At 71.6% G+C, this 24,363-nt stretch carries 24 protein-coding genes and 1 pseudogene; 13 read left to right on the forward strand and 12 right to left on the reverse strand.

Annotation, left to right across the window (positions count from 1 at the left end):
* Nucleotides 1–12 precede the first annotated feature (12 nt).
* Together dut and AWC19_RS25945 are read left to right on the forward strand one after the other, a co-directional pair.
* Nucleotides 13–477, forward strand: coding sequence for a dUTP diphosphatase (gene dut, locus AWC19_RS25940; protein WP_085080952.1), 465 nt, complete (start codon nt 13–15; stop codon nt 475–477).
* Nucleotides 478–527: 50 nt separating this feature from the next.
* Nucleotides 528–1,262 carry a DUF3710 domain-containing protein gene (locus AWC19_RS25945; RefSeq protein ID WP_085080953.1) on the forward strand — a complete coding sequence of 245 codons (735 nt, stop codon included), beginning with the start codon at nt 528–530 and terminating at the stop codon, nt 1,260–1,262.
* Here the strand turns inward: AWC19_RS25945 and AWC19_RS25950 are convergent.
* Nucleotides 1,259–1,957, reverse strand: coding sequence for a hypothetical protein (locus tag AWC19_RS25950; RefSeq protein ID WP_085080954.1), 699 nt, complete (start codon nt 1,955–1,957; stop codon nt 1,259–1,261). The genes AWC19_RS25945 and AWC19_RS25950 overlap by 4 nt on opposite strands.
* A gap of 138 nt (nt 1,958–2,095) precedes the next feature.
* Here AWC19_RS25950 and AWC19_RS25955 point away from each other — a divergent pair, with 138 nt between their 5' ends.
* Nucleotides 2,096–2,464, forward strand: coding sequence for an OB-fold nucleic acid binding domain-containing protein (locus AWC19_RS25955; protein WP_085080955.1), 369 nt, complete (start codon nt 2,096–2,098; stop codon nt 2,462–2,464).
* Entirely contained in the window at nt 2,461–3,114 is a 654-nt protein-coding gene (locus AWC19_RS25960) for a DUF3159 domain-containing protein (protein ID WP_085080956.1), read from the forward strand. Before AWC19_RS25955 ends, AWC19_RS25960 begins: the two co-directional genes overlap by 4 nt.
* On the opposite strand, the gene AWC19_RS25965 is transcribed toward AWC19_RS25960, so the two are convergent.
* The gene (locus AWC19_RS25965; protein WP_085080957.1) at nt 3,111–3,794 is read right to left on the reverse strand and encodes a potassium channel family protein; all 684 of its coding nucleotides are present in this window, start codon (nt 3,792–3,794) and stop codon (nt 3,111–3,113) included. The two genes, AWC19_RS25960 and AWC19_RS25965, sit on opposite strands and share 4 nt — an antisense overlap.
* 88 nt (nt 3,795–3,882) lie before the next feature.
* On the reverse strand, nt 3,883–4,554 hold the full coding sequence (locus AWC19_RS25970; protein WP_085080958.1) for a potassium channel family protein: 672 nt from the start codon (nt 4,552–4,554) through the stop codon (nt 3,883–3,885).
* A gap of 130 nt (nt 4,555–4,684) precedes the next feature.
* Between AWC19_RS25970 and AWC19_RS25975 the strand changes: the two genes are divergently transcribed.
* From AWC19_RS25975 to dxs, 4 genes are all read left to right on the forward strand, one after another.
* The gene (locus AWC19_RS25975; RefSeq protein ID WP_085080959.1) at nt 4,685–6,679 is read left to right on the forward strand and encodes an APC family permease; all 1,995 of its coding nucleotides are present in this window, start codon (nt 4,685–4,687) and stop codon (nt 6,677–6,679) included.
* Nucleotides 6,676–7,881: a class I SAM-dependent RNA methyltransferase gene (locus AWC19_RS25980; RefSeq protein WP_085080960.1), complete on the forward strand. Its 1,206-nt coding sequence runs from the start codon at nt 6,676–6,678 to the stop codon at nt 7,879–7,881. The genes AWC19_RS25975 and AWC19_RS25980 overlap by 4 nt, the downstream gene beginning before the upstream one ends.
* Nucleotides 7,882–8,033: 152 nt before the next feature.
* The gene (locus AWC19_RS25985) at nt 8,034–9,497 is read left to right on the forward strand and encodes a cation:proton antiporter domain-containing protein (RefSeq protein ID WP_211285003.1); all 1,464 of its coding nucleotides are present in this window, start codon (nt 8,034–8,036) and stop codon (nt 9,495–9,497) included.
* Nucleotides 9,498–9,556: 59 nt separating this feature from the next.
* A complete protein-coding gene (gene dxs, locus AWC19_RS25990) occupies nt 9,557–11,470 on the forward strand; it encodes a 1-deoxy-D-xylulose-5-phosphate synthase (protein ID WP_085080962.1) in 1,914 nt (637 codons plus the stop codon).
* Here the strand turns inward: dxs and AWC19_RS25995 are convergent.
* The 3 genes from AWC19_RS25995 to AWC19_RS26005 all read right to left on the reverse strand — a co-directional run bounded on the left by AWC19_RS25995 (nt 11,467) and on the right by AWC19_RS26005 (nt 14,247).
* Nucleotides 11,467–12,735 (reverse strand): HRDC domain-containing protein, encoded by a 1,269-nt coding sequence (locus AWC19_RS25995; RefSeq protein ID WP_085080963.1) that lies wholly within the window; start codon nt 12,733–12,735, stop codon nt 11,467–11,469. The two genes, dxs and AWC19_RS25995, sit on opposite strands and share 4 nt — an antisense overlap.
* Nucleotide 12,736: 1 nt before the next feature.
* Nucleotides 12,737–13,342, reverse strand: coding sequence for a DUF3000 domain-containing protein (locus AWC19_RS26000; protein ID WP_085080964.1), 606 nt, complete (start codon nt 13,340–13,342; stop codon nt 12,737–12,739).
* 98 nt (nt 13,343–13,440) lie between these two features.
* Nucleotides 13,441–14,247: an enoyl-CoA hydratase/isomerase family protein gene (locus tag AWC19_RS26005; RefSeq protein ID WP_085080992.1), complete on the reverse strand. Its 807-nt coding sequence runs from the start codon at nt 14,245–14,247 to the stop codon at nt 13,441–13,443.
* 52 nt (nt 14,248–14,299) lie between these two features.
* Here AWC19_RS26005 and hemE point away from each other — a divergent pair, with 52 nt between their 5' ends.
* The 4 genes from hemE to AWC19_RS26025 are packed head-to-tail and all read left to right on the forward strand — an operon-like array spanning nt 14,300 to nt 18,180.
* Nucleotides 14,300–15,376, forward strand: a complete 1,077-nt coding sequence (hemE, locus tag AWC19_RS26010) for a uroporphyrinogen decarboxylase (RefSeq protein WP_085080965.1) — start codon at nt 14,300–14,302, stop codon at nt 15,374–15,376.
* Entirely contained in the window at nt 15,373–16,734 is a 1,362-nt protein-coding gene (locus tag AWC19_RS26015) for a protoporphyrinogen oxidase (protein ID WP_085080966.1), read from the forward strand. Before hemE ends, AWC19_RS26015 begins: the two co-directional genes overlap by 4 nt.
* A gap of 4 nt (nt 16,735–16,738) precedes the next feature.
* Nucleotides 16,739–17,434 (forward strand): hydrogen peroxide-dependent heme synthase, encoded by a 696-nt coding sequence (gene hemQ / locus AWC19_RS26020; protein ID WP_085080967.1) that lies wholly within the window; start codon nt 16,739–16,741, stop codon nt 17,432–17,434.
* A 38-nt stretch (nt 17,435–17,472) separates the two neighbouring features.
* The gene (locus AWC19_RS26025; RefSeq protein ID WP_142281428.1) at nt 17,473–18,180 is read left to right on the forward strand and encodes a class I SAM-dependent methyltransferase; all 708 of its coding nucleotides are present in this window, start codon (nt 17,473–17,475) and stop codon (nt 18,178–18,180) included.
* A gap of 23 nt (nt 18,181–18,203) precedes the next feature.
* Here AWC19_RS26025 and msrB read toward each other — a convergent pair whose 3' ends face one another.
* Genes msrB through AWC19_RS26045 form a run of 4 tightly spaced genes read right to left on the reverse strand, consistent with a single transcriptional unit; the run spans nt 18,204 to nt 22,245 of the window.
* Entirely contained in the window at nt 18,204–18,614 is a 411-nt protein-coding gene (gene msrB, locus AWC19_RS26030) for a peptide-methionine (R)-S-oxide reductase MsrB (protein ID WP_085080969.1), read from the reverse strand.
* Nucleotides 18,611–19,897 carry an arabinofuranan 3-O-arabinosyltransferase gene (gene aftC, locus AWC19_RS26035; protein ID WP_372508547.1) on the reverse strand — a complete coding sequence of 429 codons (1,287 nt, stop codon included), beginning with the start codon at nt 19,895–19,897 and terminating at the stop codon, nt 18,611–18,613. The genes msrB and aftC overlap by 4 nt, the downstream gene beginning before the upstream one ends.
* Before the next feature lie 19 nt (nt 19,898–19,916).
* Nucleotides 19,917–21,494, reverse strand: coding sequence for an alpha/beta hydrolase (locus tag AWC19_RS26040; protein ID WP_142281425.1), 1,578 nt, complete (start codon nt 21,492–21,494; stop codon nt 19,917–19,919).
* A 7-nt stretch (nt 21,495–21,501) separates the two neighbouring features.
* On the reverse strand, nt 21,502–22,245 hold the full coding sequence (locus AWC19_RS26045) for a pyrimidine reductase family protein (RefSeq protein ID WP_085080971.1): 744 nt from the start codon (nt 22,243–22,245) through the stop codon (nt 21,502–21,504).
* Here AWC19_RS26045 and zapE point away from each other — a divergent pair.
* Nucleotides 22,244–23,354 (forward strand): annotated as a pseudogene (gene zapE / locus AWC19_RS26050) (cell division protein ZapE). The gene AWC19_RS26045 and the pseudogene zapE sit on opposite strands and share 2 nt — an antisense overlap.
* Here zapE and AWC19_RS26055 read toward each other — a convergent pair.
* Both AWC19_RS26055 and AWC19_RS26060 read right to left on the reverse strand, forming a co-directional pair.
* On the reverse strand, nt 23,332–23,850 hold the full coding sequence (locus AWC19_RS26055) for a GNAT family N-acetyltransferase (protein WP_085080973.1): 519 nt from the start codon (nt 23,848–23,850) through the stop codon (nt 23,332–23,334). The pseudogene zapE and the gene AWC19_RS26055 sit on opposite strands and share 23 nt — an antisense overlap.
* Nucleotides 23,838–24,344, reverse strand: a complete 507-nt coding sequence (locus tag AWC19_RS26060; RefSeq protein WP_085080994.1) for a hypothetical protein — start codon at nt 24,342–24,344, stop codon at nt 23,838–23,840. Before AWC19_RS26060 ends, AWC19_RS26055 begins: the two co-directional genes overlap by 13 nt.
* Between the last annotated feature and the right edge of the window lie 19 nt (nt 24,345–24,363).

Consider the following 24,363-nt stretch of genomic DNA (forward strand, 5'->3'; position numbering starts at 1 on the left):
GTCTGTGGCCCCGTGTCAACCAGTCTCGCCATCGTCCGTCTGGACCCCGAGCTCCCGCTGCCCAGCCGTGCCCACGACGGCGACGCCGGCGTCGACCTCTACAGCGCCGAAGACGTCAATCTGGACCCCGGCAGACGGGCCCTGGTGCGGACGGGCGTGGCCGTCGCCATCCCGCACGGGATGGTCGGCCTGGTCCACCCGCGCTCGGGTTTGGCTGCGCGCGTTGGGCTTTCGATCGTCAACAGCCCCGGCACCATCGACGCGGGCTATCGCGGCGAGATCAAGGTGTCGCTAATCAACCTCGACCCCGACGAGCCCATCGTGGTGCACCGCGGCGACCGGATCGCCCAGTTGCTGGTGCAGCGGGTCGAATTGGTCGAGCTGGTCGAGGTGTCGTCGTTCGACGAGGCCGGGCTGGCCCAGACGTCCCGCGGCGACGGCGGTCACGGTTCCTCCGGAGGGCACGCGAGCTTGTGACCGCCAGCGACGATTCAGAGCGGGAGCGATGAGGAGGAGTGGCGTAGCAGATGGCGGGATTCGGTAAACGTGGCAAAGACGAGGGTGAGGTCCAGGCCGCCGGCCTGCACGCCGATGACGAGCCGGAAGAGCTCGAAGAGCTCGAGGGCCCGTTCGACATCGACGACTTCGACGACCCCGCGATCGCCGAGCTGGCGCGGCTCGACCTGGGCTCGGTGCTCATCCCGATGCCGGAGACCGGCCAGCTCCAGGTGGAACTGACCGAGGCCGGCGTCCCCAGCGCCGTGTGGGTGGTCACGCCCAACGGCCGCTTTACCATCGCGGCCTACGCGGCGCCCAAGACCGGCGGCCTGTGGCGTGAGGTGGCCGGCGAGCTCGCCGAGTCGCTGCGCAAGGACTCGGCCAAGGTCAGCATCAAGGACGGGCCGTGGGGTCGTGAGGTGGTCGGCACCGCGTCCGGCGTCGTGCGCTTCATCGGGGTCGACGGCTATCGCTGGATGATCCGCTGCGTCATCAACGGCCCGCAGGAGACCATCGACGCGCTCGACCAGGAGGCGCGCGCGGCGTTGGTCGACACCGTGGTTCGCCGCGGCGACACGCCGCTTCCCGTGCGCACGCCGCTTCCCGTGCAGCTGCCCGAGCCGATGGTGGAACAGCTGCGGGCCGCCGCGGCCGCCCAGCAGGCGCAGCAACAACAGGGGGCGCAGCCGCCGAGCGAGCCGGCCGCGCGCCGCAGCGCCGAGGGATCGGCCATGCAGCAGCTGCGGACCACGACCGGCGGCTAAAGGTCGGCCAGGGCCGCCAGGCAGGCCGCGCCCAGCGCGGCGGTGTTTGCGCCCATCTCGTCCAGCGTCACCGTCCGCAGCGCCGCGCGCGGGGCGGCGGCGACCCAGTCGAGGGCCACCTGCAGCGGGTGGATCGGATCGTCGATCGCGGCGGCCACCGCCAGCGGGGCGCGCAGCCCGGCCAGGTCGGCGCAACTCGGTGCGACGTAGGCCGCCGCCTCCTCCATGGCGTCGGGCAATTGCGGCCACTGGGCGCGCCAGGACCGGGTCAGCTCGTCGGCCAGCCACGGCGGGCTCGAGGCCCGCATCTGGCTGGTCGTAGCCGCCAGCCCGTCGGCGCGCAGCCGCGCCGCCGAATACCGCGCCGCCTGCGCGGCGGGCGCGGCGTGCGGGTCGCCGGCCCACGCCGGCAGCGCGGCCAGCACGACGACGGCGCGATCGGGATGTTTTAGCGCCCAGGCGGTCGCCACCGCGGCGCCGATGGAGACGCCCCCGACCCCGATCGGACCGCGTCGCGCGGCCCGGTCCAAGGCCGACAGGTAGCCGTCGATCAACCGATCCGGCTGGGGCGGCGGGGCGAGCAGGACGGCGCCGGCTTCGGCCAGCGGGCCGCGAAACGCCCGGTCGACGTAGTCGTCGTCGGAGCCGGTGCCCGCCAACAACACCGTCGTGACACCGCGCAGATCGACAGCCACCCCTCGATATTGCCCCGCCGTCCGGGGCGCCTTAACACCGGAGTTTGGGTCGGTTGGCGCCAGGGAACCAACAGGTCTACGGTGTCCGTTGGCATAGATGGAAGCGTCGAAGCTTTACCACTATTTTCAGGAGTGGCCATGGGGGCCCAGGCTTATCTTCGCCGGCTCACCCGTCGGTTGACGGAGGATCCGGAGCAACGCGACTCCGAAGAACTGACCGGCGAAATCGCGACGGCCGGCGCGCAGCGCGCGATCGACTGCGAGCGCGGCCAGGAGGTCACGATGGTCGGCACCCTGCGTAGCGTCGAGACCAACGGCAAGGGTTGTTCCGGCGGCGTTCGCGCCGAGTTGTTCGACGGCACCGACACCGTCACGCTGGTCTGGCTGGGGCAGCGCCGCATCCCGGGCATCGACTCGGGCCGCACCCTGCGGGTGCGCGGGCGGATGGGCAAGCTGGAAAACGGGACGAAGGCCATCTACAACCCCCACTACGAAATCCAGCGGTGACGCCGCCCAGCAACGTCACCAACCGCGTCGGCGCCGATCGCCTGCTGGCCCAGGTGGGCGGGGTCAGTGGTGTCGTCTACTCGTCGGTGCCGGTGGTCGTCTTCGTGGCGGTGTCCGGCTTGGCGGGGTTGATGCCGGCGATCGGGTTCGCGCTGGGCGCGGCCGCGCTGGTTTTGTTTTGGCGGCTGATCCGGCGCGAATCCACGCAGCCGGCGGTGTCCGGGTTCATCGGGGTCGCCGTCTGCGCGTTGATCGCCTACGCGGTGGGCCAGTCCAAGGGCTATTTCCTGCTGGGCATTTGGATGTCGCTTTTGTGGGCGATCGTGTTCGCCGTGTCCGTGCTGGTCCGACGCCCCCTGGTCGGTCATCTGTGGAGCTGGGCCACCGGCCGTGACCGCGCCTGGCGCGACGTGCCGCGGGCCGTCCACGCGTTCGACGTCGCCACGGTGTGCTGGACGCTGGTCTTCACCGCCCGGTTCGTAATCCAGCGGCTGCTCTACGACGCCGACCAGACGGGCTGGCTCGGTGTCGCGCGGATCGGCATGGGCTGGCCGCTGACGATTTTGGCCGCGCTCGCGACCTACGCGGCCGCAAAGGCCGCCCAGCGCGCCATGCCCGCAACCGAGGAAGCCGACGCCGACCCCGCCTAGCCCCGTCGGTCGGTGGGCTCGGTGGTCGGCAGCAGCAGCTTGCGCAGCTCCTCTTCGACCTCGGTGACCGCGACGAACAGCAGTTCGTCGCCGCCCTCGAGCGGCTCGTCGGCCTCGGGCACGATCACCCGCGGCCCGCGCAGGATCGTCACCAAGGCGGCGTCCCGGGGCAGCTGCAACCGGCGCACCGGCTTGCCGCCCCACGGCGTGTCGTCGGGCAGGGTGATCTCCACGAGGTTGGCCTGGCCCCGACGAAATTCCATGAGCCGCACCAGATCCCCGACGGCCACGGCCTCTTCGATCAGCGACGCCAGCATGCGGGGCGTGGACACCGCGACGTCGACACCCCAGGCGTCGGTGAACAGCCACTCGTTGCGGGGGTCGTTGACCCGGGCCACCACCCGCGGCACCGCGAACTCCGTCTTGGCCAGCAGGCTGAGCACCACGTTGGCTTTGTCGTCGCCGGTCGCGGCGACCACCACGTCGAAGTCCTCGAGGTGCACCGACTGCAGCAGGCTCAGCTCGCAGGCGTCGCCCAGCCGCCAGTGCGCGGCCGGGATCGCGTCGACGTCGACGTGCTCGGGGTTGCGCTCGATCAGCGTCACTTCGTGGTTGTTGGCGATCAGCTCGCGGGTGACCGAGCGGCCGACCGCCCCCGCGCCGGCGACGGCGACTTTCATTTGCGCCACTCTCCCCCGCGAGCGGGCGCTACCCTCACGCTCCCGGCTCGAAAAACAGGCAAGCGGGCGTCTTCGTCGGCGGCGGTCTTCACGGCTCCAAGTCCTCGCTCGGCGGCAGCGCCGCGATGGCCGCCGCTTCGGCCGCGCGACCAGAAATCGCCGCGAGGTAAACCCGGTCGCCGGCCTGCAGGACGGTCTTGGGTTCCGGCAGCACGCCGGTGCCGAACCGGATCAAGAACGCGACCCGGGCGCCGGTGGCCTGCTCGAGCTCGGTCGCCCGGTGGCCCACCCAGTCCTCGTGCAGGTCGACCTCGGCCACCGCGACCGTGCCGGTCGGGTCGCGCCACTTGGCGGTCTCGCTTTCCCGGGTCAGCGCGTTGAGCAGGCGGTCGGTGGTCCACGGCACCGTGGCGATCGTCGGGATGCCCAGGCGCTCGTAGACCTCGGCGCGCTTGGCGTCGTAGATCCGCGCGACGACGCGCTGCACGCCGAACGTTTCCCGCGCCAGCCGGGCCGAGATGATGTTGGAGTTGTCGCCGGAGGACACCGCGGCGAAGGCCTCGGCCTCCTCGATGCCGGCCCTGAGCAACACATCCCGGTCGAATCCTTGGCCCAGCACCCGTTCGCCGGCGAACTCCGGGCTGAGCCGGTTGAACGCGGCGCTGTCGCGGTCAATGACCGCCACGTCATGGCCGATGCGGGAGAGCCCGTCGGCCAGCGACGAGCCCACCCGGCCGCAACCCATCACAACCACGCGCACCTGAGGTCCCTTCGGCTCCGTCCTGCGCTATTCCCATCGGCAACCGGGTTGGCCAGCCGATATGGTCCGCCGGCGAACATTCTCGCCTACGGAACGCTACCAAGCCGGGGTGGGCTTACCCTTGGCTCTCGTGTCCAAACTTTCCACGGCCGCGCGCCGGTTGCTCATCGGCCGGCCGTTTCGCAGCGACCGGTTGAGTCACACCCTGCTGCCCAAGCGGATCGCGCTGCCGGTGTTTGCCTCGGACGCGCTGTCGTCGGTGGCGTACGCGCCCGAGGAGATCTTCCTCATGCTTTCGGTGGCCGGGGTGACCGCCTACGCGCTGACGCCGTGGATCGGACTGGCGGTGGCGGCGGTCATGCTGGTCGTGGTGGCCAGCTACCGGCAGAACGTGCACGCCTACCCGTCGGGCGGCGGCGACTACGAGGTGGTCACCACCAACCTCGGCGACACCGCCGGCCTCGTGGTGGCCAGCGCCTTGATGGTGGATTACGTTCTGACCGTTGCCGTTTCGACCGCCTCGGCGATGTCGAACATCGGCTCGGCGATCCCGGTCGTCGCGCACAACAAGGTGTGGTTCTGCGTGGCCGCGATCCTGTTGGTGATGGCGCTGAACCTGCGCGGGGTCCGCGAATCCGGGGTGGCGTTCGCGATCCCGACCTACGCGTTCATCATCGGGGTGCTCGTCATGATCGGGTGGGGCCTGTTCCGGATCTTCGTGCTGGGCAACCCGTTGCGCGCGGAATCGGCCGGGTTCCAGATGCACGCCGAGCACGGGCAGGTCGTGGGCTTCGCGCTGGCGTTTCTGGTGGCGCGCTCGTTTTCGTCCGGATGCGCGGCGCTGACCGGTGTGGAGGCCATCAGTAACGGCGTGCCGGCGTTCGAAAAACCCAAGTCGCGCAACGCCGCAACGACCCTGCTGATGCTGGGCGTGATCGCGGTGACCCTGCTGATGGGCATCATCGTGCTGGCCGAGAAGATCGGCGTCAAACTGGTCGACGATCCCGCCACCCAGCTGTCGGGGGCGCCGCGGGGGTACTACCAGAAGACCCTCGTCACCCAGCTGGCCGAGACCGTGTTCGGCAGCTTCCACATCGGGTTTCTGCTGATCGCCACCGTCACCGCGCTGATCTTGGTGCTGGCGGCCAACACCGCGTTCAACGGCTTCCCGGTGCTCGGCTCGGTGCTGGCGCAGCACAGCTACCTGCCGCGCCAATTGCACACGCGCGGAGACAGGTTGGCGTTCTCCAACGGGATCCTGTTCTTGTCGGCGGCCGCGCTGCTGGCGATCATCGCGTTCCGCGCCGAGGTGACCGCGCTGATCCAGCTCTACATCGTCGGGGTGTTCATTTCGTTCACGCTCAGCCAGGTCGGGATGGTGCGGCACTGGACCCGGCTGCTGCGCACCGAGACCGATCCCCGCGCGCGGCGCAAGATGATGCGCTCGCGGGTGGTCAACACGGTCGGGTTGCTGTCCACCGGGGCGGTGTTGCTGGTCGTTTTGGTCACCAAGTTCGTGGCCGGGGCGTGGATCGCCCTGTTCGCGATGAGCGCGCTGTTCATCCTGATGAAGATGATCCACCGCCACTACGGCACCGTCAGCCAGGAATTGGAGGAGCAGGAGGCCGCCCAGCACGACGTGGTGCTGCCCAGCCGCAACCACGCCCTGGTCCTGGTCTCCAAGCTGCACCTGCCGACCCTGCGGGCGCTGGCCTACGCGCGCGCCACCCGGCCCGATGTGCTCGAGGCCCTCACGGTCAGCGTCGACGACGCCGAAACGCGCGAGCTCGTCCACAAGTGGGAGGAAAGCGACATCAGCGTGCCGCTGAAGGTCATCGCCTCGCCGTACCGCGAAATCACCCGTCCCATCCTCGAATACGTCAAGCGGGTCAGCAAGGAGTCGCCGCGCACCGTGGTGACGGTGTTCATCCCCGAGTACGTGGTGGGCCATTGGTGGGAGCAGGTGCTGCACAACCAAAGCGCGCTGCGGCTCAAGGGCCGCCTGCTGTTCATGCCCAACGTCATGGTGACTTCCGTTCCCTGGCAGCTGAATTCGTCGGAGCGGCTCAAGGCGTTTCAACCGCACGCGGCGCCCGGCGACGCCCGTCGCGGAATCTTCGATTGACCGCCGAACTGACGCTTCGCACCGGCGCCCCCGCCAACGGGGGCAGCTGCGTGGCGCACCACGAGGGCCGCGTCGTGTTCGTCCGTTACGCGCTGCCCGGCGAACGGGTGCGGGCCCGCGTCACCGCCGACCGCGGATCCTATTGGCACGCAGAGGTTCTCGAGGTGGTCGAGCCGTCCGACCACCGGGTCGCGCCGCTGTGCCCGATCGCCGGTGTCGGCGGCGCGGGGTGCTGCGACCTGGCGTTCGCCGCGCCGGCGGCGGTCCGGGCGCTCAAGGGCGAGGTGGTGGCCAACCAATTGCAGCGGCTGGGCGGGTACCGCTGGAGCGGCGAGGCCGACCCGCTCTCGGACGGCGGCCCCACGGGCTGGCGCACCCGGGTCCGGCTGGACGTGGGCGCGGATGGTCGTCCCGGCTTTCACCGCTACCACAGCGACGAACTGGTCACCGACCTGCGCTGCGCGCAGTTGCCGGCGGGAATGCTCGACGGGCTGGCTCACGATTCGTCGGGGGCGGACTGGCCGCCGGGCGCCCAGCTGCATGTGGCCGTCGACGACGACGGCGCGCGCCACGTGGTGCGCACCCTGCGGCGGGGCAACAGGACCGTCACCGCGGTGGTGGAAGGCGGCTACGAGGCGGTGCAGCGGGTGGGCGCGCGCAGCTGGCGCGTGCCCGTCACGGCGTTTTGGCAGGCGCACCGCGACGCGGCGCCGGTCTACAGCGGCCTCGTCGCCGACTGGGCGCAAGCCGAAGCGGGCATGACGGTCTGGGACCTCTACGGCGGCGCCGGGGTTTTCGCCGCCGCGCTCGCCGAGGCGGTCGGGGAGTCGGGGCGGGTGCTGAGCGTCGACACGTCGCGCGCGTCGACGCGGGCCGCCCGCGCCGCGCTGGCCGATCTGCCCCAGGTCGACGTCGTCACCGATTCGGTGCGGCGGGCGCTGGCGTCGCAGCGGGCGCGCGCCTCGAGGGCCGACGTCGCGGTGCTGGACCCGCCGCGGGCCGGCGCCGGGCGGGATGTCATCGACCGGGTGGCCGCGGCCGGGGTGCGGCGCGTCGTGCACATCGGTTGCGAGGCAGCGTCTTTCGCGCGCGACATCGGGCTGTACCGCGGCCACGGCTACGCCGTCGAGGCCATCAAGGTGTTCGACGCCTTCCCGCTGACCCATCACGTCGAATGCGTGGCGCTGCTGACCTGCGCTTAGCGGGACACGGGCGGCGCCGAACGGCTAGACTGCCTCGCGGTGTGCCGGGAAGTCTGGTCGGCGATGTCCTTGTCGTCATCGTCGACCGATCGAGAGGCCCCAGTGCGCACCATCACACGGCGGTGCCGGATCGTCACCCGATTGCCGCGGCCGTGAGCGACAGCCTTCGCTACGCGCTCGTCGTGTTGTTCTCCAGCGCGCTCGGTTTGGTTGCGGTGCTGGCGAACCGCCTGACCGAGCGGGTCAAGATCCCGGTGCCGCTGCTCGTGCTGGTGGGCACCGCGCTGGCGATGCACGCCCTGCCGGCCGTCCGGGCGCCATCCGAGCGGGTCGTCGAGCAGGTCATCACCATCGCGCTCGTGCTGGTGTTGTTCGACGGCGGAATGCACATCGGGCCTTCCCGTTTCCGCGCGGCGGTTGCCCCCATCCTGTCGCTCGGCGTCGTGGGCACCGCGCTCACCGCCGCCGGCGCCGCGCTGATGCTGCACTATGCGTGCGAAGTCGGCTGGTTCCCCGCGGTGCTCGTCGCGACCGCGGTGGCTCCCACCGATCCGGCCGTGGTCTTCTCGGTCCTGGGCAAGCGCGAGATCAGGGGCCGCAGCAGCACCATCCTGGAGGGCGAGTCCGGTGCCAACGATCCGGTCGGCATCTCGTTGATGTCCGGCCTCATCGCCGCCGGTGGCCTTAGCGCCGCCGGGTTCGCCGGCGTGGCAGCGCAATTCGTCCTGCAGATGGCGATCGGCCTGGCCTTCGGCGTCGTCGGCGGCCGCGCCCTGCTCGTCTTCATGCGCCGCGTGGCGTTGCCGAGCGAAGGCCTCTACCCGCTGCGGACGCTGGCATCCAGCCTGATGCTGTACGGCATCACCACGCTTGCGCACGGATCGGGGTTTTTGGCGGTGTTCGTCGCCGGCATCGCGATCGGCGACGCGCGCGCGCCCTACAAGCCGGAGATCAAACGATTCCACGCCGCCCTGGCCGGCCTGGCCGAGATCGTCGCGTTCGCCATCCTGGGTCTGACCGTCGACGTCGACGTGCTCCTCCATCCCGACGTGTGGATTCCCGGGCTCCTTCTCGGAGCGGCCCTGACGGCGCTGATTCGTCCGGCCGCGGCGGGCGCCTGCCTGCTTGGCGTGCGACTCGAGCGAAACGAACGCCTCTTCATCCTGTTCGCCGGCCTCAAGGGCGCGGTGCCGATCCTGCTCGGCGAGTTTTTGCGGGCCGCCCACGTCGCCGACGCCGAACGTCTGTACGGCATCGTCGTCGTGGTCGTCGTCTTCTCCGTTCTGGTGCAGGGCGGCGCGGTGCCCGGCGCCGCTCGGCTGCTGCGCCTCCCGATGCGCACCGTCGAAACCCGGCCCTGGGAGATAGGGGTCCGGCTGGCGGACGAGCCGCACGGCGTCCACCGCTTCAGCGTTGCCCCCGGGTCTGCCGCCGAGGGGTGCACCGTCGAGGGCCTCGGTGACCGCGTCGGCGACATCTGGGTCAGCATCGTGGTCCGCACCACCGGCCTGGTGCCGGTGCGCGGCGACACCGAACTGCGGGCCGGCGACGAGGTCGTCCTTTTGGCAGATCCCGAACTTCACGACACGCTGGCCGACCTGTTCGGCCACTCGTAGGCCCGGCGGGCCCCCGCCGGTGCGCTGGTATCCCCGCGGTCGCTGCGTAGACTGACGAGATGCTCGAACAGATCCGCGGGCCCGCCGATCTGCAGCACCTTTCCCAACAGCAGCTCCGCGATCTCGCCGGCGAGATCCGCGAGTTTCTGATCCACAAGGTCGCTGCCACCGGGGGACACCTGGGACCGAATTTGGGCGTCGTCGAGCTGACCCTGGCGCTGCACCGGGTCTTCGACTCGCCGCACGACCCGATCATCTTCGACACCGGGCACCAGGCCTACGTGCACAAGATGCTCACCGGCCGCAGCCACGACTTCGAGAGCCTGCGCAAGAAGGGCGGCCTGTCGGGGTATCCGTCGCGCGCCGAGAGCGAGCACGACTGGGTGGAGTCCAGCCACGCCAGCGCCGCCCTGTCCTACGCCGACGGGCTGGCCAAGGCGTTCGAGCTGGCCGGGCACCGCAACCGGCACGTGGTGGCGGTGGTCGGCGACGGCGCGCTCACCGGCGGCATGTGCTGGGAGGCGCTGAACAACATCGCCGCGTCGAAGCGCCCGGTGATCATCGTGGTCAACGACAACGGCCGCAGCTACGCGCCGACGATCGGCGGGGTCGCCGACCACCTGGCGTCGCTGCGGCTGCAGCCCGCGTACGAACAGATGCTGGAGAAGGGCCGCGACGCGCTGCGCGCGATGCCGCTCTTCGGCAAGATCGCCTACCGGTTCATGCACAGCGTCAAGGCCGGCATCAAGGACTCGCTGTCACCGCAGCTGCTGTTCACCGACCTCGGGCTGAAGTACGTCGGGCCGGTCGACGGCCACGACGAGCGCGCGGTCGAGGTCGCGCTGCGCCACGCCCGCGGCTTCGGGCGCCCGGTGATCGTGCACGCCGTCACCCGCAAGGGCATGGGATACGCCCCGGCCTTGGACGATGAGGCCGAGCAGATGCACTCCTGCGGCGTGATCGACCCGGCCACCGGCCAGGCCACCAAGGTCGCCGGCCCGGGCTGGACGGCGACCTTCTCCGACGCGCTCATCGCCTACGGCAAGAAGCGCCGCGACATCGTCGCGATCACCGCCGCGATGCCCGGCCCCACCGGGCTGAGCGCGTTCGGCAAACAGTTCCCGGACCGCCTGTTCGACGTGGGCATCGCCGAGCAGCACGCGCTGACGTCGGCGGCCGGGCTGGCGATGGGCGGCATGCACCCCGTGGTGGCCATCTACTCGACGTTCCTCAACCGGGCCTTCGACCAGATCATGATGGACGTGGCGCTGCACCGGCTGCCCGTGACGATGGTGCTCGACCGCGCCGGCATCACCGGCAACGACGGCGCCAGCCACAACGGGATGTGGGACCTGTCGATGCTGGGCATCGTGCCCGGCATCCGGGTGGCCGCGCCCCGCGACGCCACCCGCCTGCGCGAGGAGCTCGGCGAGGCCCTCGACGTCGACGACGGCCCCACGGCCCTGCGCTTCCCGAAAGGCGATGTGGGCGAAGACATTCCGGCCCTCGAACGCCGCTCGGGGGTCGACCTGCTCGCGATGCCCGCGCCGGGGTTGAACCACGACGTGCTGCTGGTGGCGATCGGCGCGTTCGCGCCGATGGCGCTGGCGGCGGCCAAGCGGCTGCACAACCAGGGCATCGGCGTGACGGTGATCGACCCGCGCTGGGTGCTGCCGGTGTCCGACGGCGTCGTGGAGCTGGCGGCGCAGCACAAGCTGGTCGTCACGTGCGAGGACAACGGCGTCAACGGCGGCGTCGGCTCGGCGGTGTCGGCCGCGCTGCGGCGCGCGGAGATCGACGTGCCCTGCCGCGACGTCGGCCTGCCGCAGCGGTTCTACGAGCACGCCTCGCGCGGGGAGGTGCTGGCCGAGCTCGGCCTGACCGACCAGGACGTGGCCCGCCGGATCACCGGTTGGGTGGCGGCGCTGGGCAGCCCGCTGACCGAGCCGCAGATCACCGAGCAGCTCGACTAGCGCGGCCCGTCGGCCGGCGGCTGCAGCGCCCGGGCCAGCGCCGGGCCCACCAGTTCGCGCTGCCAGGGCCGCGCCCGGCCGGCGCGCAGGAATGCGTCGACCGCCTCGAGGGGGTCCGGCGCGCCCTCCCAGTCCCAGCACAGCCGTCGCACCAGGTCCGGCGACACCAGGTTCTCGGTGGGGACCTTCACCCGCTCCGACACCTCGCCCAGCGCCGCCCGGGCCGCCTCCAGCCGGGCCGCGGCCTCCGGTTTGCGCCTGCTCCACCGCGCCGGCGGTGGCGGCCCGTTGGCGGCCTCGACCTCCCCCGGCGGTTCCTCGTTGTGCCGCGCCGCCTCCAGCGCCGCCAGCCAGATGTGCGCGCTGCGGCGCTGGTTGCGGCCCCCGAACACCGGCAGCGCGACCAGGTCCTCGACGGTCTTCGGGTTGGCCAGCGCGGCGTCGATGATCGCCGAGTCCGGCAGGATGCGCCGCGGGGCGATGTCGCGGCGCTGGGCGATCAGGTCGCGCGCCGCCCACAGCTCGCGCACCGCGGCCAGGCCCCGGCGGTCGCGCACCCGGTGGATCCCCGACGTGCGGCGCCAGCGCTCGCGCCGCGCCGTCGGATCGCGCGAACCGGCGGTGCGCAGGTAGTCGAATTCCTGTGCGGCCCAATCACTTTTGCCCTGTTCGGCCAGCACGTCGGCGATCGCCGCGCGCAGCTCGATGAGCAGCTCCACATCCAGCGCCGCGTAGTTGAGCCATTCGGGTGGCAGGGGCCGCTTGGACCAGTCCGCCGCGCCGTGGCCCTTGGCCAGCCCGAGGCCCAGCAGCCGCTCGACCATGGTGGCCAGGTTCACCCGCTCGAACCCGGCCAGCCGCCCGGCGAGCTCGGTGTCGTAGAGCGCCGGCGGGCGCATGCCGACCTCGGCCAGGCAGGGCAGGTCCTGGTCGGCCGAGTGCAGGATCCATTCGTCGGTGCCGAGCACCTCGGCCACCGGCCGCAGCACGTCCAGCGGGTCGCCGCCGTGGCTGACCGGGTCGATCAGCACGGTCCCGGCGCCGGCGCGCCGGATCTGGATCAGGTAGGCCCGGCTCGAGTAGCGGAAACCCGACGCCCGCTCGGCGTCCACCGCGAACGGCCCGCTGCCGCGGTCGAGCCGCCGCGCCGCCTCGGCGATCTCGCGGGCCGACACCGAAAGCGCCGGGACGCCGTCGGCCGGGTGGAGCAGCGGGGTGGCCGCGGGCGCGGTGCTGTCGGGCCCGTGGGCCGACGGTTCGCCCATGTCAGGCGCGTGACCGCGAGCTCAGGTTGGTGACCCCGCTCGGCGGCAGGCCCGCGGCGTGCTCGAGGACCTCGCAGAACGCCTCGACGTGCACCCCGACCGCCGGGGTGGTCGCCGTCCACGACGCGCGCAGCTCCAGCTGGTGGGCCCGCGGCGGCCCGGAGATGTCGCCGTAGCGCACCGACGTGGTGGCGGTGACCGTGCCGCCCAGGGCGGTGGTCTGCTCGAGGCGTGCCGTGAGCGCGTCCACCAGCCAGCTCCACGCGACCTCCGGCAGCAGGGGGTCGACGGCCTCGCTGGGGTCGAGGTCGGCCTGGATGTAGGCGACCAGCCGGATGGTGCCGTCCCAGGCGTCGGCGCCCTCGGGGTCGTACAGCAGGATCAGCCGGCCGAACGCGTCACCCTCGGACCGCTCCGGGACGATCTCGAGGTCGGGGTGCTTGACCTCGGCGCCCAGCGCGTAGCTGAAGGGTGCCAGCCGCTGCGGCGGGCGGATCGGGCCCAGCTCGATCTCCGGCCGCACCGTCACGGCGTTCATCGCCGCCACCGCCTCGCGAAAGGGGGCCGGTTCAGCTGAACTGGTCACAGCGTTCGACGCTAGACCCATCCCCCGACACGCCGAAACAGGCGCGCCGACTTTCGCGCGCGCCGCGACCAAGCCGTTACGCGCGCCCATTGCGGCCCCGCGACCCGTGTTTGCCCTGCTCAGGTCGCGGCACCGCCGGTGAATCGGGCCGGCCGCTTCTCGCGGTGCGCGGCCAGGCCCTCCCGAACGTCGGGCCCGCCGAAACTGACGAATTCCAGGCCCAGCGACGTTTCGAACGCGGGCCCGAACATGCGGTACCAGTAGTTGAGGCTGTGCTTGGTCCAGCGGATGGCGTGCTGCGCGCCCCGCGCCAGGTCCTCGGCGATGCGGGTGGCCGTCGGCAGCACCTCGTCGTCGTCGACGCACTTGGAGACCAGCCCGATGCGCTCGGCCTCCTCGCCGACCAGCGTCTCGCAGGTCAGCAGGTAGTACTTGGCCTTGGCCATGCCGACCAGCAGCGGCCAGCAGATCGCGGCGTGGTCGCCCGCGGCCACCCCGAGCTTGGTGTGGCCGTCGATGAACCGCGCGGTGCGGCCGGCCACCGAGATGTCGGCGAGCAGCGCCACCACCAGGCCGGCGCCGACGGCGGGTCCCCGGATCGCCGAGACCACGGGCTTGTCGAAGTTGACCATGTTGAGCACCAGGTCGCGGGCCTCGCGCATGATGCGGACCCGGCCTTCGAAGTCGCCCATGGTCTCCTCGATCAGATCGAAGCTGCCGCCCGACGAGAAGGCCTTGCCCTCGCCGCGGACCAGCACCACGCGCACGTCGGGATCGCGGTCGAGGGCCGGCCAGATGTCGGCGAGGTCGCGGTGCATCTGCGGTCCCACCGAATTCAGGCCGGGCGCGTCGAGAACGAGCGTCAAAACGCCGTTATCGCCGGGTTCGCACCGCAGGCCGGGAAACTCGTCGTAGTTGACTGGCACCGGGTTGATGTTACGCAGGCGCCCGCGGGCCGCCGTGGCAGCATTGATGCCGATGGACACTTTCCGCCGCGAGCTTCCCGACTCCCCGTATCTGGCCGCCGTCACCGGACGCAAGCCCGGCCGGGTGCCGGTGTGGTTCATGCGGCAGGCCGGCCGCTCGCTGCCGGAGTACCGGGCGCTGCGCGAACGCCACAGCATGCTCGAGGCGTGCTTTCAGCCCGAGGTGGCGTGCGAGATCACGCTGCAGCCGATTCGCCGCTACGGCGTGGACGCGGCGATTTTGTTCTCCGACATCGTGGTGCCGCTGCGCGCCGCGGGCGTCGAGCTGGACATCGTCGCCGACGTGGGGCCGGTGATCGCGCACCCGGTGCGCACCGACGCCGACATCGATGCGATGAAACCTCTTGACCCGCAAGCGGTTCAGCCGGTGTCCGACGCGGTGTCGCTGCTGGTCGGCGAGCTGGGCGACGTCCCGCTGATCGGCTTCGCCGGTGCGCCGTTCACGCTGGCGTCCTACCTCGTCGAGGGCGGCCCCAGCCGCAACCACGCCCGCACCAAGGCGATGATGCTGGCCGAACCGGCGAGCTGGGACGCGCTGATGTCCAAGCTCACCGACCTGACCATCGCGTTTTTGCGCGCCCAGATCGACGCCGGGGTCGACGCCATCCAGATGTTCGACTCGTGGGCGGGGACCCTGTCGCTGGCCCACTACCGCAACTACGTGCTGCCGCACAGCTCGCGGGTCTTCGCCACCCTGGCCGAATACGGCGTGCCCATGACGCATTTCGGGGTCGGGACCTCCGAGCTGCTGGGCGCGATGTCGGCGGCGCTGAAGTGCGGCATGCGGCCCGGGCAGGCCACCGTGATCGGGGTGGACTGGCGCACGTCGCTGATCGACGCCGCCGCCCGGGTCGAACCCGGCACGGCGCTGCAGGGCAACCTCGACCCGGTCGTGCTGCTGGCCGGATGGGACGTCGCCGCACACGCCGCCCGCGCGGTGGTGACCGAGGGCCGCCGGGCGGTCGACGCGGGCGCGACGGGCCACGTCTTCAACCTGGGCCACGGGGTGCTCCCGGAGACCGATCCCGGCGTGCTGGCCGACGTGGTGGCGCTGGTCCATTCGCTATGACCCCCTCGTATTGCGTTGTTGGCGGCGGGATTTCGGGGCTGACGGCCGCGTACCGGCTGCGGGCGGCCGCCGGTGCGGACGCGACGATCACCCTGTTCGAGCCGGGGGACCGGCTGGGCGGGGTGTTGCGCACCGAGCAGGTCGGCGGGCGGCCGATGGACGTCGGCGCCGAGGCGTTCGTGCGGCGCCGGCCCGAGATGCCGGCGCTGCTGGCCGAGCTGGGCCTGTCGGACCGCCAGCTGTCGACCACCGGCGCGCGGCCTTTGATCTACAGCCGGCGGCGGCTGCACCCGCTGCCCGCGGGCACCGTCGCCGGGATCCCGTCGTCTGCCGCGTCGATGGCCGGATTGGTCGACGAGGCGACGGTCGCGTGGATCGACGCCGAACCGACCCGGCCCCTGGGCTGGGAGCCGGGCGGCGACCCCGCGGTGGCCGACCTGGTGGGGGAGCGGTTCGGCGAGCAGACCGTGGCCCGGTCGGTGGACCCGTTGCTGAGCGGGGTGTATGCGGGCTCGGCCTCGACGATCGGGCTGCGCGCGGCGGCCCCCAGCGTGGCGGCGGCCCTGGACCGCGGCGCGCCCAGCCTGACCGACGCGGTCCGGCAGGGGTTGCCGCCGTCGACCGGCGCGCCGGCGTTCGGGGCCATCGACGGCGGCTACGGGGTGCTGCTCGACGAGCTCGTCGAGCGGGGCCGCCCGCGGTGGGTGCGCGCCGCGGTGCGGCGGCTCGACCCCGCCGGGCCCGGCTGGTCCCTGCTCGACGACACCGGCGCCCGCTGGCACGCCGACGCCGTGATCCTGGCCGTGCCCGCGCCGCGGCTGGCGGCGCTGCTGCGGGAGGTGGCCCCGCGTTCGTCGGCGGCCGCGGCCCGCATCGCGACCGCGTCGTCGGCGGTGGTGGCGCTCGCGGTGCCGGCCTCGACGCCGCTGCCCGACGCCTCCGGCGTGCTGGTGGCCACCGGGGAGCCGTTGCGGGCCAAGGCCGTAACGCTGTCTTCCAAGAAATGGGGGCGCAAGTTGGGCGGCGGGGACGTGCAGCTGCTGCGGCTGTCGTTCGGCCGCTTCGGCGACGACGTGGCGGCCAGCACCCCGGACGACGAATTGCTGGGGTGGGCGCTCAGCGACCTGGTCGACGTGTTCGGGCTGACCGTCGAACCCGTCGACGCCCGCGTGCAGCGCTGGATCGACGCGATGCCGCAGTACGGCCCGGGCCACGCCGAGGTGGTCGCCGAGGTGCGCGCCGGCCTGCCGCCGGGGCTGGCGGTGGCGGGCAGCTACCTCGACGGCATCGGGGTGCCGGCGTGCATCGGGGCGGCCGGGCGCGCGGTCGAGGCGCTTCGGGCGGAAGTGGCACGATAGTTTCATGGCCAAACTCGACTACGACGCCCTGAACTCACAGCTTCGCTACCTGATGTTCTCGGTGTTTGCCGTGCGGCCGGGCGAGCTCGGCGAAAAGCGTGACGCCGTGATCGACGACGCGGCGAGGTTTTTCAAGGTGCAGGAGGAGCGCGGCGTCGTGGTGCGCGGCCTGTACGACGTGGCCGGGCTGCGCGCCGACGCGGACTTCATGATCTGGACCCACGCCGAGCGCGTCGAGGCGCTGCAGGCCACCTACGCCGACTTCCGGCGCACCACCACGCTGGGCCGGGCCTGCTCGCCGGTGTGGAGCGCCGTGGCGCTGCACCGGCCGGCCGAGTTTAACAAGAGCCACATCCCGGCGTTCCTGGCCGGCGAGGAGCCCGGCGCCTACATCTGCGTGTATCCGTTCGTGCGGTCCTACGAGTGGTACCTGCTGCCCGACGAGGAGCGCCGCCGCATGCTCGCCGAGCACGGCATGGCCGCCCGCGAGTACAAGGACGTCCGCGCCAACACCGTGTCCGCGTTCGCGCTGGGCGACTACGAATGGATCCTGGCGTTCGAGGCGCCCGAGCTGCACCGCATCGTCGACCTGATGCGCCAGCTGCGCGCCACCGACGCCCGCCGCCACACCCGGGCCGAGACGCCGTTCTTCACCGGGCCGCGGGTGCCGGTCGAGCAGCTGGTGGGGGCCCTGCCGTGAGCGCTCCCGACGTGAACGATCCCACCCGCTTCGAGGAGATGTACCGCGACGACCGGCTGTCGCACGGCCTGCCCGCCGCCACGCCGTGGGACATCGGCGGCCCGCAGCCGGTGGTCCAGCGGCTGGTGGCCCTGGGCGCCGTCAAGGGCGAGGTGCTCGACCCGGGCACCGGTCCCGGGCACCACGCCATCCACTACGCCTCCAAGGGCTACGCGGCCACCGGCATCGACGGGTCGGAGGGCGCCCTGGAGCGGGCCCGCGAGAACGCCCGCAAGGCCGGGGTGTCGGTGAACTTCGAGCTGGCCGACGCCACCACCCTCGACGGATTCGACAACCGCTTCGACACCGTCGTCGACTGCGCCTTCTACCACACCTTCAGCACCGAGCCCGACCTGCAGCGCTCCTACGCGCGGGCGCTGCACCGCGCGACCAAGCCCGGGGCCCGGCTGTACATGTTCGAGTTCGGCGAGCACGACGTCAACGGCTTCAAGATGCCGCGGTCGCTGTCCGAGGACGACTTCCGTCAGGTGCTGCCGGCCGGCGGCTGGGAGATCACCTACCTGGGCCCGACCACGTACCTGGTCAACTTCAGCGCCGAGGCGATCGAGGGGATGGCCGCGCGCAACCCCGACATGGCCGACCAGGTGCGGCCGATGCTGGAACGCTTCCGGGCGATGGAGCCGTGGCTGACCGGCGGGCGCGTGCACGCGCCGTTCTGGGAATGCCACGCCACGCGGGTGGACTGAGTTCCCGCCGGACCGGGCTGGCGCTAGCCGTCCGCCGGCACCAGCCGCAGCGAGATCGAGTTGATGCAGTACCGCTGATCCGTCGGCGTCGGGTAGCCCTCGCCTTCGAAGACGTGCCCCAGGTGGCTGTGGCAGTTGGCGCACAGCACCTCGACGCGCCGCATCCCCAGCGAATCGTCCGGGCGCAGGATCACCGCGTCGGAGCTCGCCGGGTCGAAGAACGACGGCCAACCGCAGTGCGACTCGAATTTCTCTGTGCTGCGGAACAATTCGGCACCGCAGGCCCGGCATTGGTAGATGCCTTCGGTCTTGGTGTCGGTGTACTCACCGGTGAACGGCCGCTCGGTGCCGGCGCGGCGCAGCACCTGGAACTCTTCGGGCGTGAGCTTCTGCCGCCACTCGTCGTCGGAGAGCTCAAGCTTGGGTCGGGTCATGCATCCACGCTAGCGTCGATTTCGCGCTCGCGCTCGGGCGCCAGCCACGCCGGGTCGATGCCCTCGTCCAGCCGGTTCTCGGCCTTGGCGTCCAGGTAGCGGAAGCACAGCACCGTGAACACGACGATCAGCAGCAGCGACCAGCCGTAGGTGATCTTCAGGTAGTGCAGCGCCCGGCCGTACCTCATGTACCGGTAGATCAGCCAGTCGTCGAGGGTCAAGAAGCCGTAGACCCCCAGCCAGGCCGGCCAGTTGCGGATCACCGAGTTGCGCAGCACGACCGTCATCAGGAAGGGGAACAGCATCATCGAGTAGTAGCCCTGCGCCAGCGGCAGCGCCAGCCACGACCACAGCAGCAGCACGCCCGACGAGGTGGCAAACCAGAACAGCGGGTCGCGGGTGCGGTAGTAGCGGTACAGCAACCACAGGGCGCCGATCGCCAGCAGCGTGAAAAGGATCCGCAGGAACAGGATCAGCCAGGTGGGCAGCCCGAAGTACACGCCGTTGCCCTCGACCGAGCTGTTGAAGTAGTCCCGGGTCCCGCCGATGTAGGGCAGCGTCTTGGTGAAGAAGTCCATCGGGTGGCTGACGAGCGGCAGCGCGGCCAGGTTGATCACCACGGGGACCACGATCGCGGCCACCACCGCGCGCCACTGCCGGTTCAGCAGGGGCAGCAACAGCAGCGGCCCGAGCAGCGGTTTGAGCGTCAGCGTCAGGCCGATCGCGATACCGGCCCACCACTGCCGGCTGGGGCGCCCGTCGAGCAGCCACGAAAAGAACAGCATTTCCGCCAGCAGCACGCAGCCGTTGATGTTGGTGAAGACGAGCGTGCTGGTCACCGTCTCGGTGCAGAACATCGCCAGCAGCAGGGCGGGCGCGGCCACCGAGGACAGCGTGAACTTGAACAGCCGCAGCAGCAAATACCAGGCGATCAAAATGGCCACGGTGTTGATCAGGATGAACAAATACCGCGACGGCGTGAAGGACAGGTACCCGAACGGCGCCATCAGCAGCGTGCCGCCGGGCGGGTACAGGTAGTGCGGGTCGACGTAGTCGAAGTGCTCGTTGTAGATGTCCCAGCCGTGCCGGAAGTTCAGCACCGCGCGGTAGACCGGCTTGAAGTCGTCGGTGACGTTGCCGTTGAGCGTGAGCACGATGCTGCGGTGCAGCACCGACAGAATCGCCAACGGCCACAGCGCGGATCGCAGTACCGTCGCCGCGCTCGGCGCACTGGTGCGGGGACCCAACGCGGCCAGCATCCAATTCACCAGCGCACCGTACACCGATGCCGGCGGCCAACTCTCAGGCGGGACAGTACGTGTCGGTCCCCGGCAGCTTGCCGCTGTTGAGGTAGCCGATCAGCGGCGGCACCGCGCACGGCGAGTAGACGCTGGCGCCGTGGCCGATGCCCTGCCACATCACCCGCTTGCTGGCGGCGTTGGCGTTGATCACGGTGGCCGCCGTCGCGGCGACCCCTTCCATGCCGACGATCGGGTCGTCCTGCACGCCCGCCAGCAGGACGTCGACCTTGAGGTCCTTGGGCGGGGCCGGCGGCGAAACCACCGGCCAGTGCACGCATTTGACCATGTTGAGCGCGGCGACCGTGCCGAACTGCGGATAAAGCTTCCCCCACGCCACCACGAGCTCGCGCACCCGGTCGGGGGTCGGGCGGTTGACCGCGTCGCTGCAGGAGTTGACGAACTGGCCGTCGGAGTCGGTGACGGAAAAGGCGTGGCCGATCAGGTTGTTGAGCGGGCCGGCGTCGCCGGAGCGGGCCGCCGCCAGGGCGTTGGCCAGGCTGGTGGTGGCGCCGACGCGGCCGCCGGACGGGAAACCCAGCGCGACGGTGATGGCGTTGGCCACCGCGGCCACCGTCACACCGCCGGGCCCCTTGCCGGCGCGGGCGTCGGCCAGCAGCGCGCTGACGGCCCCCTTCGGGTCCGGGCCCAGCGCGCAGTTCACCGCGACGCACTGGGCGGCGAACGCGTCGAGCGCGGCCTGCTGGCCCTTGACCTGTTGCTCGGCGGCCGCTTCGGCGTTGACGCCCAACGCGACCGGCGAGTCGAGGATCAGCCGCGCCACCCGGTCGGGCCGCGACGCGGCGTAGGCCAGCGCCACCTGGGCGCCGTTGCCGATCCCGACCAGCGCGACGGCGGGCACGTCCCACAGGCTGCGCAGCCGCTCGATGTCGGAGGCGGCGTGGGAGTTGTCGTAGTCCGAGGCGCCCGGCGCGATGGCGTCGGTGCAGTTGGTGGTGGCGGTGTTGGAGATCTCGGAGAGGTTCGCGACGGGGTCGTCGCCGGGCTGGAACTGCGCCTGATCCCGCATCGCCTGCCGGTCCAGCTGATCGCGGCAGTCGATGGGGCTCGACATGCCGATGCCGCGGCGGTCGACGGCGACGATGGGCCGGCTCTGCAGCACGTCGGCGCCGCCGCGGGCCAGCCACACCGGCAGCTGCGCCGACGACGGCAGGTCCGAGCCGGTGGTGAAGACGAGCGGGCCGGCGTCGCGCGGGGTCTTGTCCGATCGGGCCCGCACCACGCCGATGGACAGCGTGCCGCCCCCGCCGCCCGCGGGGTCGAGGTCGGTGTCGTAGGTTGCGCAGTCGAGCTGGACGCCCGGCGCGGCGGGGACGGCCGCGTCGCCGAACACCCGCGACGTGCAGTCGCGCCAGGACAGGTCGTTCTTGGGCGCCGCGATCGGCGGCGGGCCGCTGGGCGGCGGCTTGGTCGGGGCCACGCCCTGCGGCCTGGCGCCGGAATTGGTGGCGAAGCGCGGGTCCGCGGCCAGGCCCGGGACGCAGCCGGCCAGCACGGTGGTCGCCGCGATCGCGATCGCGGCGGTGGTGAGGCGCCGACTCATGCCGACCACAGTAGCCAGAAAACCGTCAGGCCTTAACGTAGCGGGCGTACAGGTAGCCGGCGTCGTCGCCGAGGAGGTGCGCGCGCCGCATCCGGGTCAGCGCCTGCTCGGGCCCGGTCGCGATGCGCCGGGCCAGGCCGCCCACGAGGTAGGGCGCGATCGTCAGACACAGCTCGTCGAGCAGGTCGCGCCGGATGAACGCGCCGAGCAGGGTCGGGCCGCCCTCGGTCAGCACGCGGCGCAGCCCGCGCGCGGCCAGGGCGCCCAGCAGGGCCGTTTCGTCGACCCGGCCGGGATCGGGGCCCGAGCAGTCGACCACCTCGCACAGCCCGGCGAGCCGGCGGCGCGTCTCGGTGACCGCCGCCGCGCAGGTGAGCACCAGCGGCGGCACCTCGGTGCGGGTGAACACCGTCATGTCGCGGTCGAGGCGCCCCGACCCGGTCACGATCGCCAGCGGCGGGACCTCACCCTGCCCGCGCGCCTGCCGCCGCTGCCGATCGGCGGCGCCCAGCTGCGCGCCGGAATAGCCCTCGATGCGCACCGTGCCCGCGCCGACGACGATGACGTCGGCGAGCTCGCGCAGCAGCTCGAAGATCAGCCGGTCGCCGGTTCCGCCCATGCCGCCGCTCTTGCCGTCGGCGGTGGCGCCGCCGTCGACGCTGGTGATGAAGTTCGCCCGCAGCCACGTGCCGTCGCGCTCGGGATACGCATAAAGCCGGGGAAGTTCGCCGTCGTCGAGTTCGCGGGTCGACCCGAGCAGCGTCAGCATGAGCTCGATTGCAGCACGCCGCTACAGTCCGGTGCATGCGCGGGTCCGGTCCTTCCCGGGTGGCTCGCCTGGTCGATCGGCGTCCCAGCGTCTCACCGGAACGGCTGATCGCCCAGCTGCGGCCGCCCCCGACGTTCGCCGACGTGAGCTTCGCCACCTATCGCCCCGATCCCGCGGAACCGACCCAGGCCGCCGCCGTGGTCGCCTGTCAGGACTTCTGCCGGCGGGCCGTGGCGCGGCGGGCCGGGCGGCGCAAGCTGTTCGGCGGGCGCGAGGTGCTGCCCGGCGTCGGGCTCTACCTCGACGGCGGGTTCGGGGTCGGCAAGACCCACCTGCTCGCCTCGGCCTACTACCAGCTGCCCGGCGACGGCCCGCAACCCCCAACTCCCAAGGCGTTCGCCACGTTTGGCGAGCTCACCCAGCTCGCCGGGGTGTTCGGCTACGTCGAATGCATCGACATGCTCGCCGATTACACCGCGGTGTGCATCGACGAGTTCGAGCTCGACGACCCGGGCAACACCACGCTGGTCTCGCGGATGCTGTCCGCGCTGGTCGAGCGGGGCGTGTCGGTGGCCGCCACCTCCAACACGCTGCCCGAGCGGCTCGGTGAGGGGCGCTTCGCCGCCCAGGACTTCCTGCGCGAAATCAACACGCTGGCAAGCATTTTCACCACGGTTCGGATCGAAGGCCCGGACTACCGGCACCGCGGCCTGCCGCCCGCCCCGCAGCCGCTGTCGGACGCGGAGGTCACCGCGCGCGCCGCCGCACTCGACGGGGCGACGCTGGACGACTTCGACGCCCTGTGCGCACACCTGGCCACCATGCACCCGTCGCGCTACCTCAGCCTGATCGAGGGCGTGACGGCGGTGTTTTTGACCGGCGTGCACGGCATCGACGACCAGAACGTCGCGCTGCGGCTGGTGGCGCTCACCGACCGGCTCTACGACGCCGGCATCCCGGTGGTGGCGTCGGGGGCCAAGCTCGACACCATCTTCAGCGAGGAGATGCTGGCCGGCGGGTATCGCAAGAAGTACTTGCGGGCCACGTCGCGCCTGGTGGCCCTGACCTCGATGGGGCGGGCGGGGATCAGCCGAGCTCGCGAACCATGACGTAGTCGTTCTCGAGGCGCGCGCCCACCCGAAAGGTCCTGGTGCCGTTGACCGTAAAGCCGCTCTTGGCGTAGAAGCGTTGGGCGCGTCGGTTGGCCTGGTTGACGCCCAGCCACACCGAGCGCGCGCCCCAGCACCGCGCGGTGGCCAGCGCGCGGTCCATCAGCGCGGCCGCGACGCCGGAGCCGTGGTGCTCGGACAGCACGTAGATCTTCGACAGCTCGGCCGTGTCGACGGCCGGGTCGCGAATCAGCATGGCGTAACCGATGATTCGGCCGTCGCGGGCCGCGGTGAGCACCGCGCGGTGAGGGTCGGCCAGGTACTCCGCGAAGCGTTCGGCCGACAGGTGGGCGTCGACGAACGCCGCGATGTCTTCGGCGGCCGTCCCGGGCGGGCACGCCAACGGAAAGGTTTGCGCCGCAACGGCGGCCAGCTCCGCGGTGTCGGCCGAACCCGTCGCCAGCGATACCGGTCCCCCGCGGGTCACAGATTCCATTGCGCCAGGTGGTAACCCGTCTTCTTGTCCAGCAGCACCACCGTCGAGACCGGATCCCGGTAGGCGTCCCAGTAGACCCCGCCGCGCACGATCGCCCCGTTGGGCGCGTTGGTGAGCACGTTGTCCAGGGCGTCGGGCGCGTCGGACGGCCGCGGCTTGTAGGCGTCGGCGTACGGGGTCACCCCGTCGAAGCTGAAGACGGTCGCCATGACGAACGGGTTGGGCACCCGGACCGCGCGGACCGTCACGTCGGCGCGCTCGACGGAGCTGCCGGGAAAGCCCCTGAAGGTGCCTTCGCGGGTGTAGCCGAATCCCGGCGGCGGGTCGACGGGGCCCACGCCGCTGACCGTGACGTCGGCGACGTAGGTGCCGGTGTCCACCCGCAGGGTGTCACCGACGTGCCCGATTGGGGCGTCGCCCGCCCATGCGCGGGGCGCGGCGGCGCCCGCGGCGGCGACCAGGAGCATGGACAGGGCGATCAGCCAACGGCGCATCTTGGCATGATCGCACACG

The organism is Mycobacterium palustre, assembly GCF_002101785.1.
In the GTDB taxonomy this organism is placed as follows: Bacteria; Actinomycetota; Actinomycetes; order Mycobacteriales; family Mycobacteriaceae; genus Mycobacterium; species Mycobacterium palustre.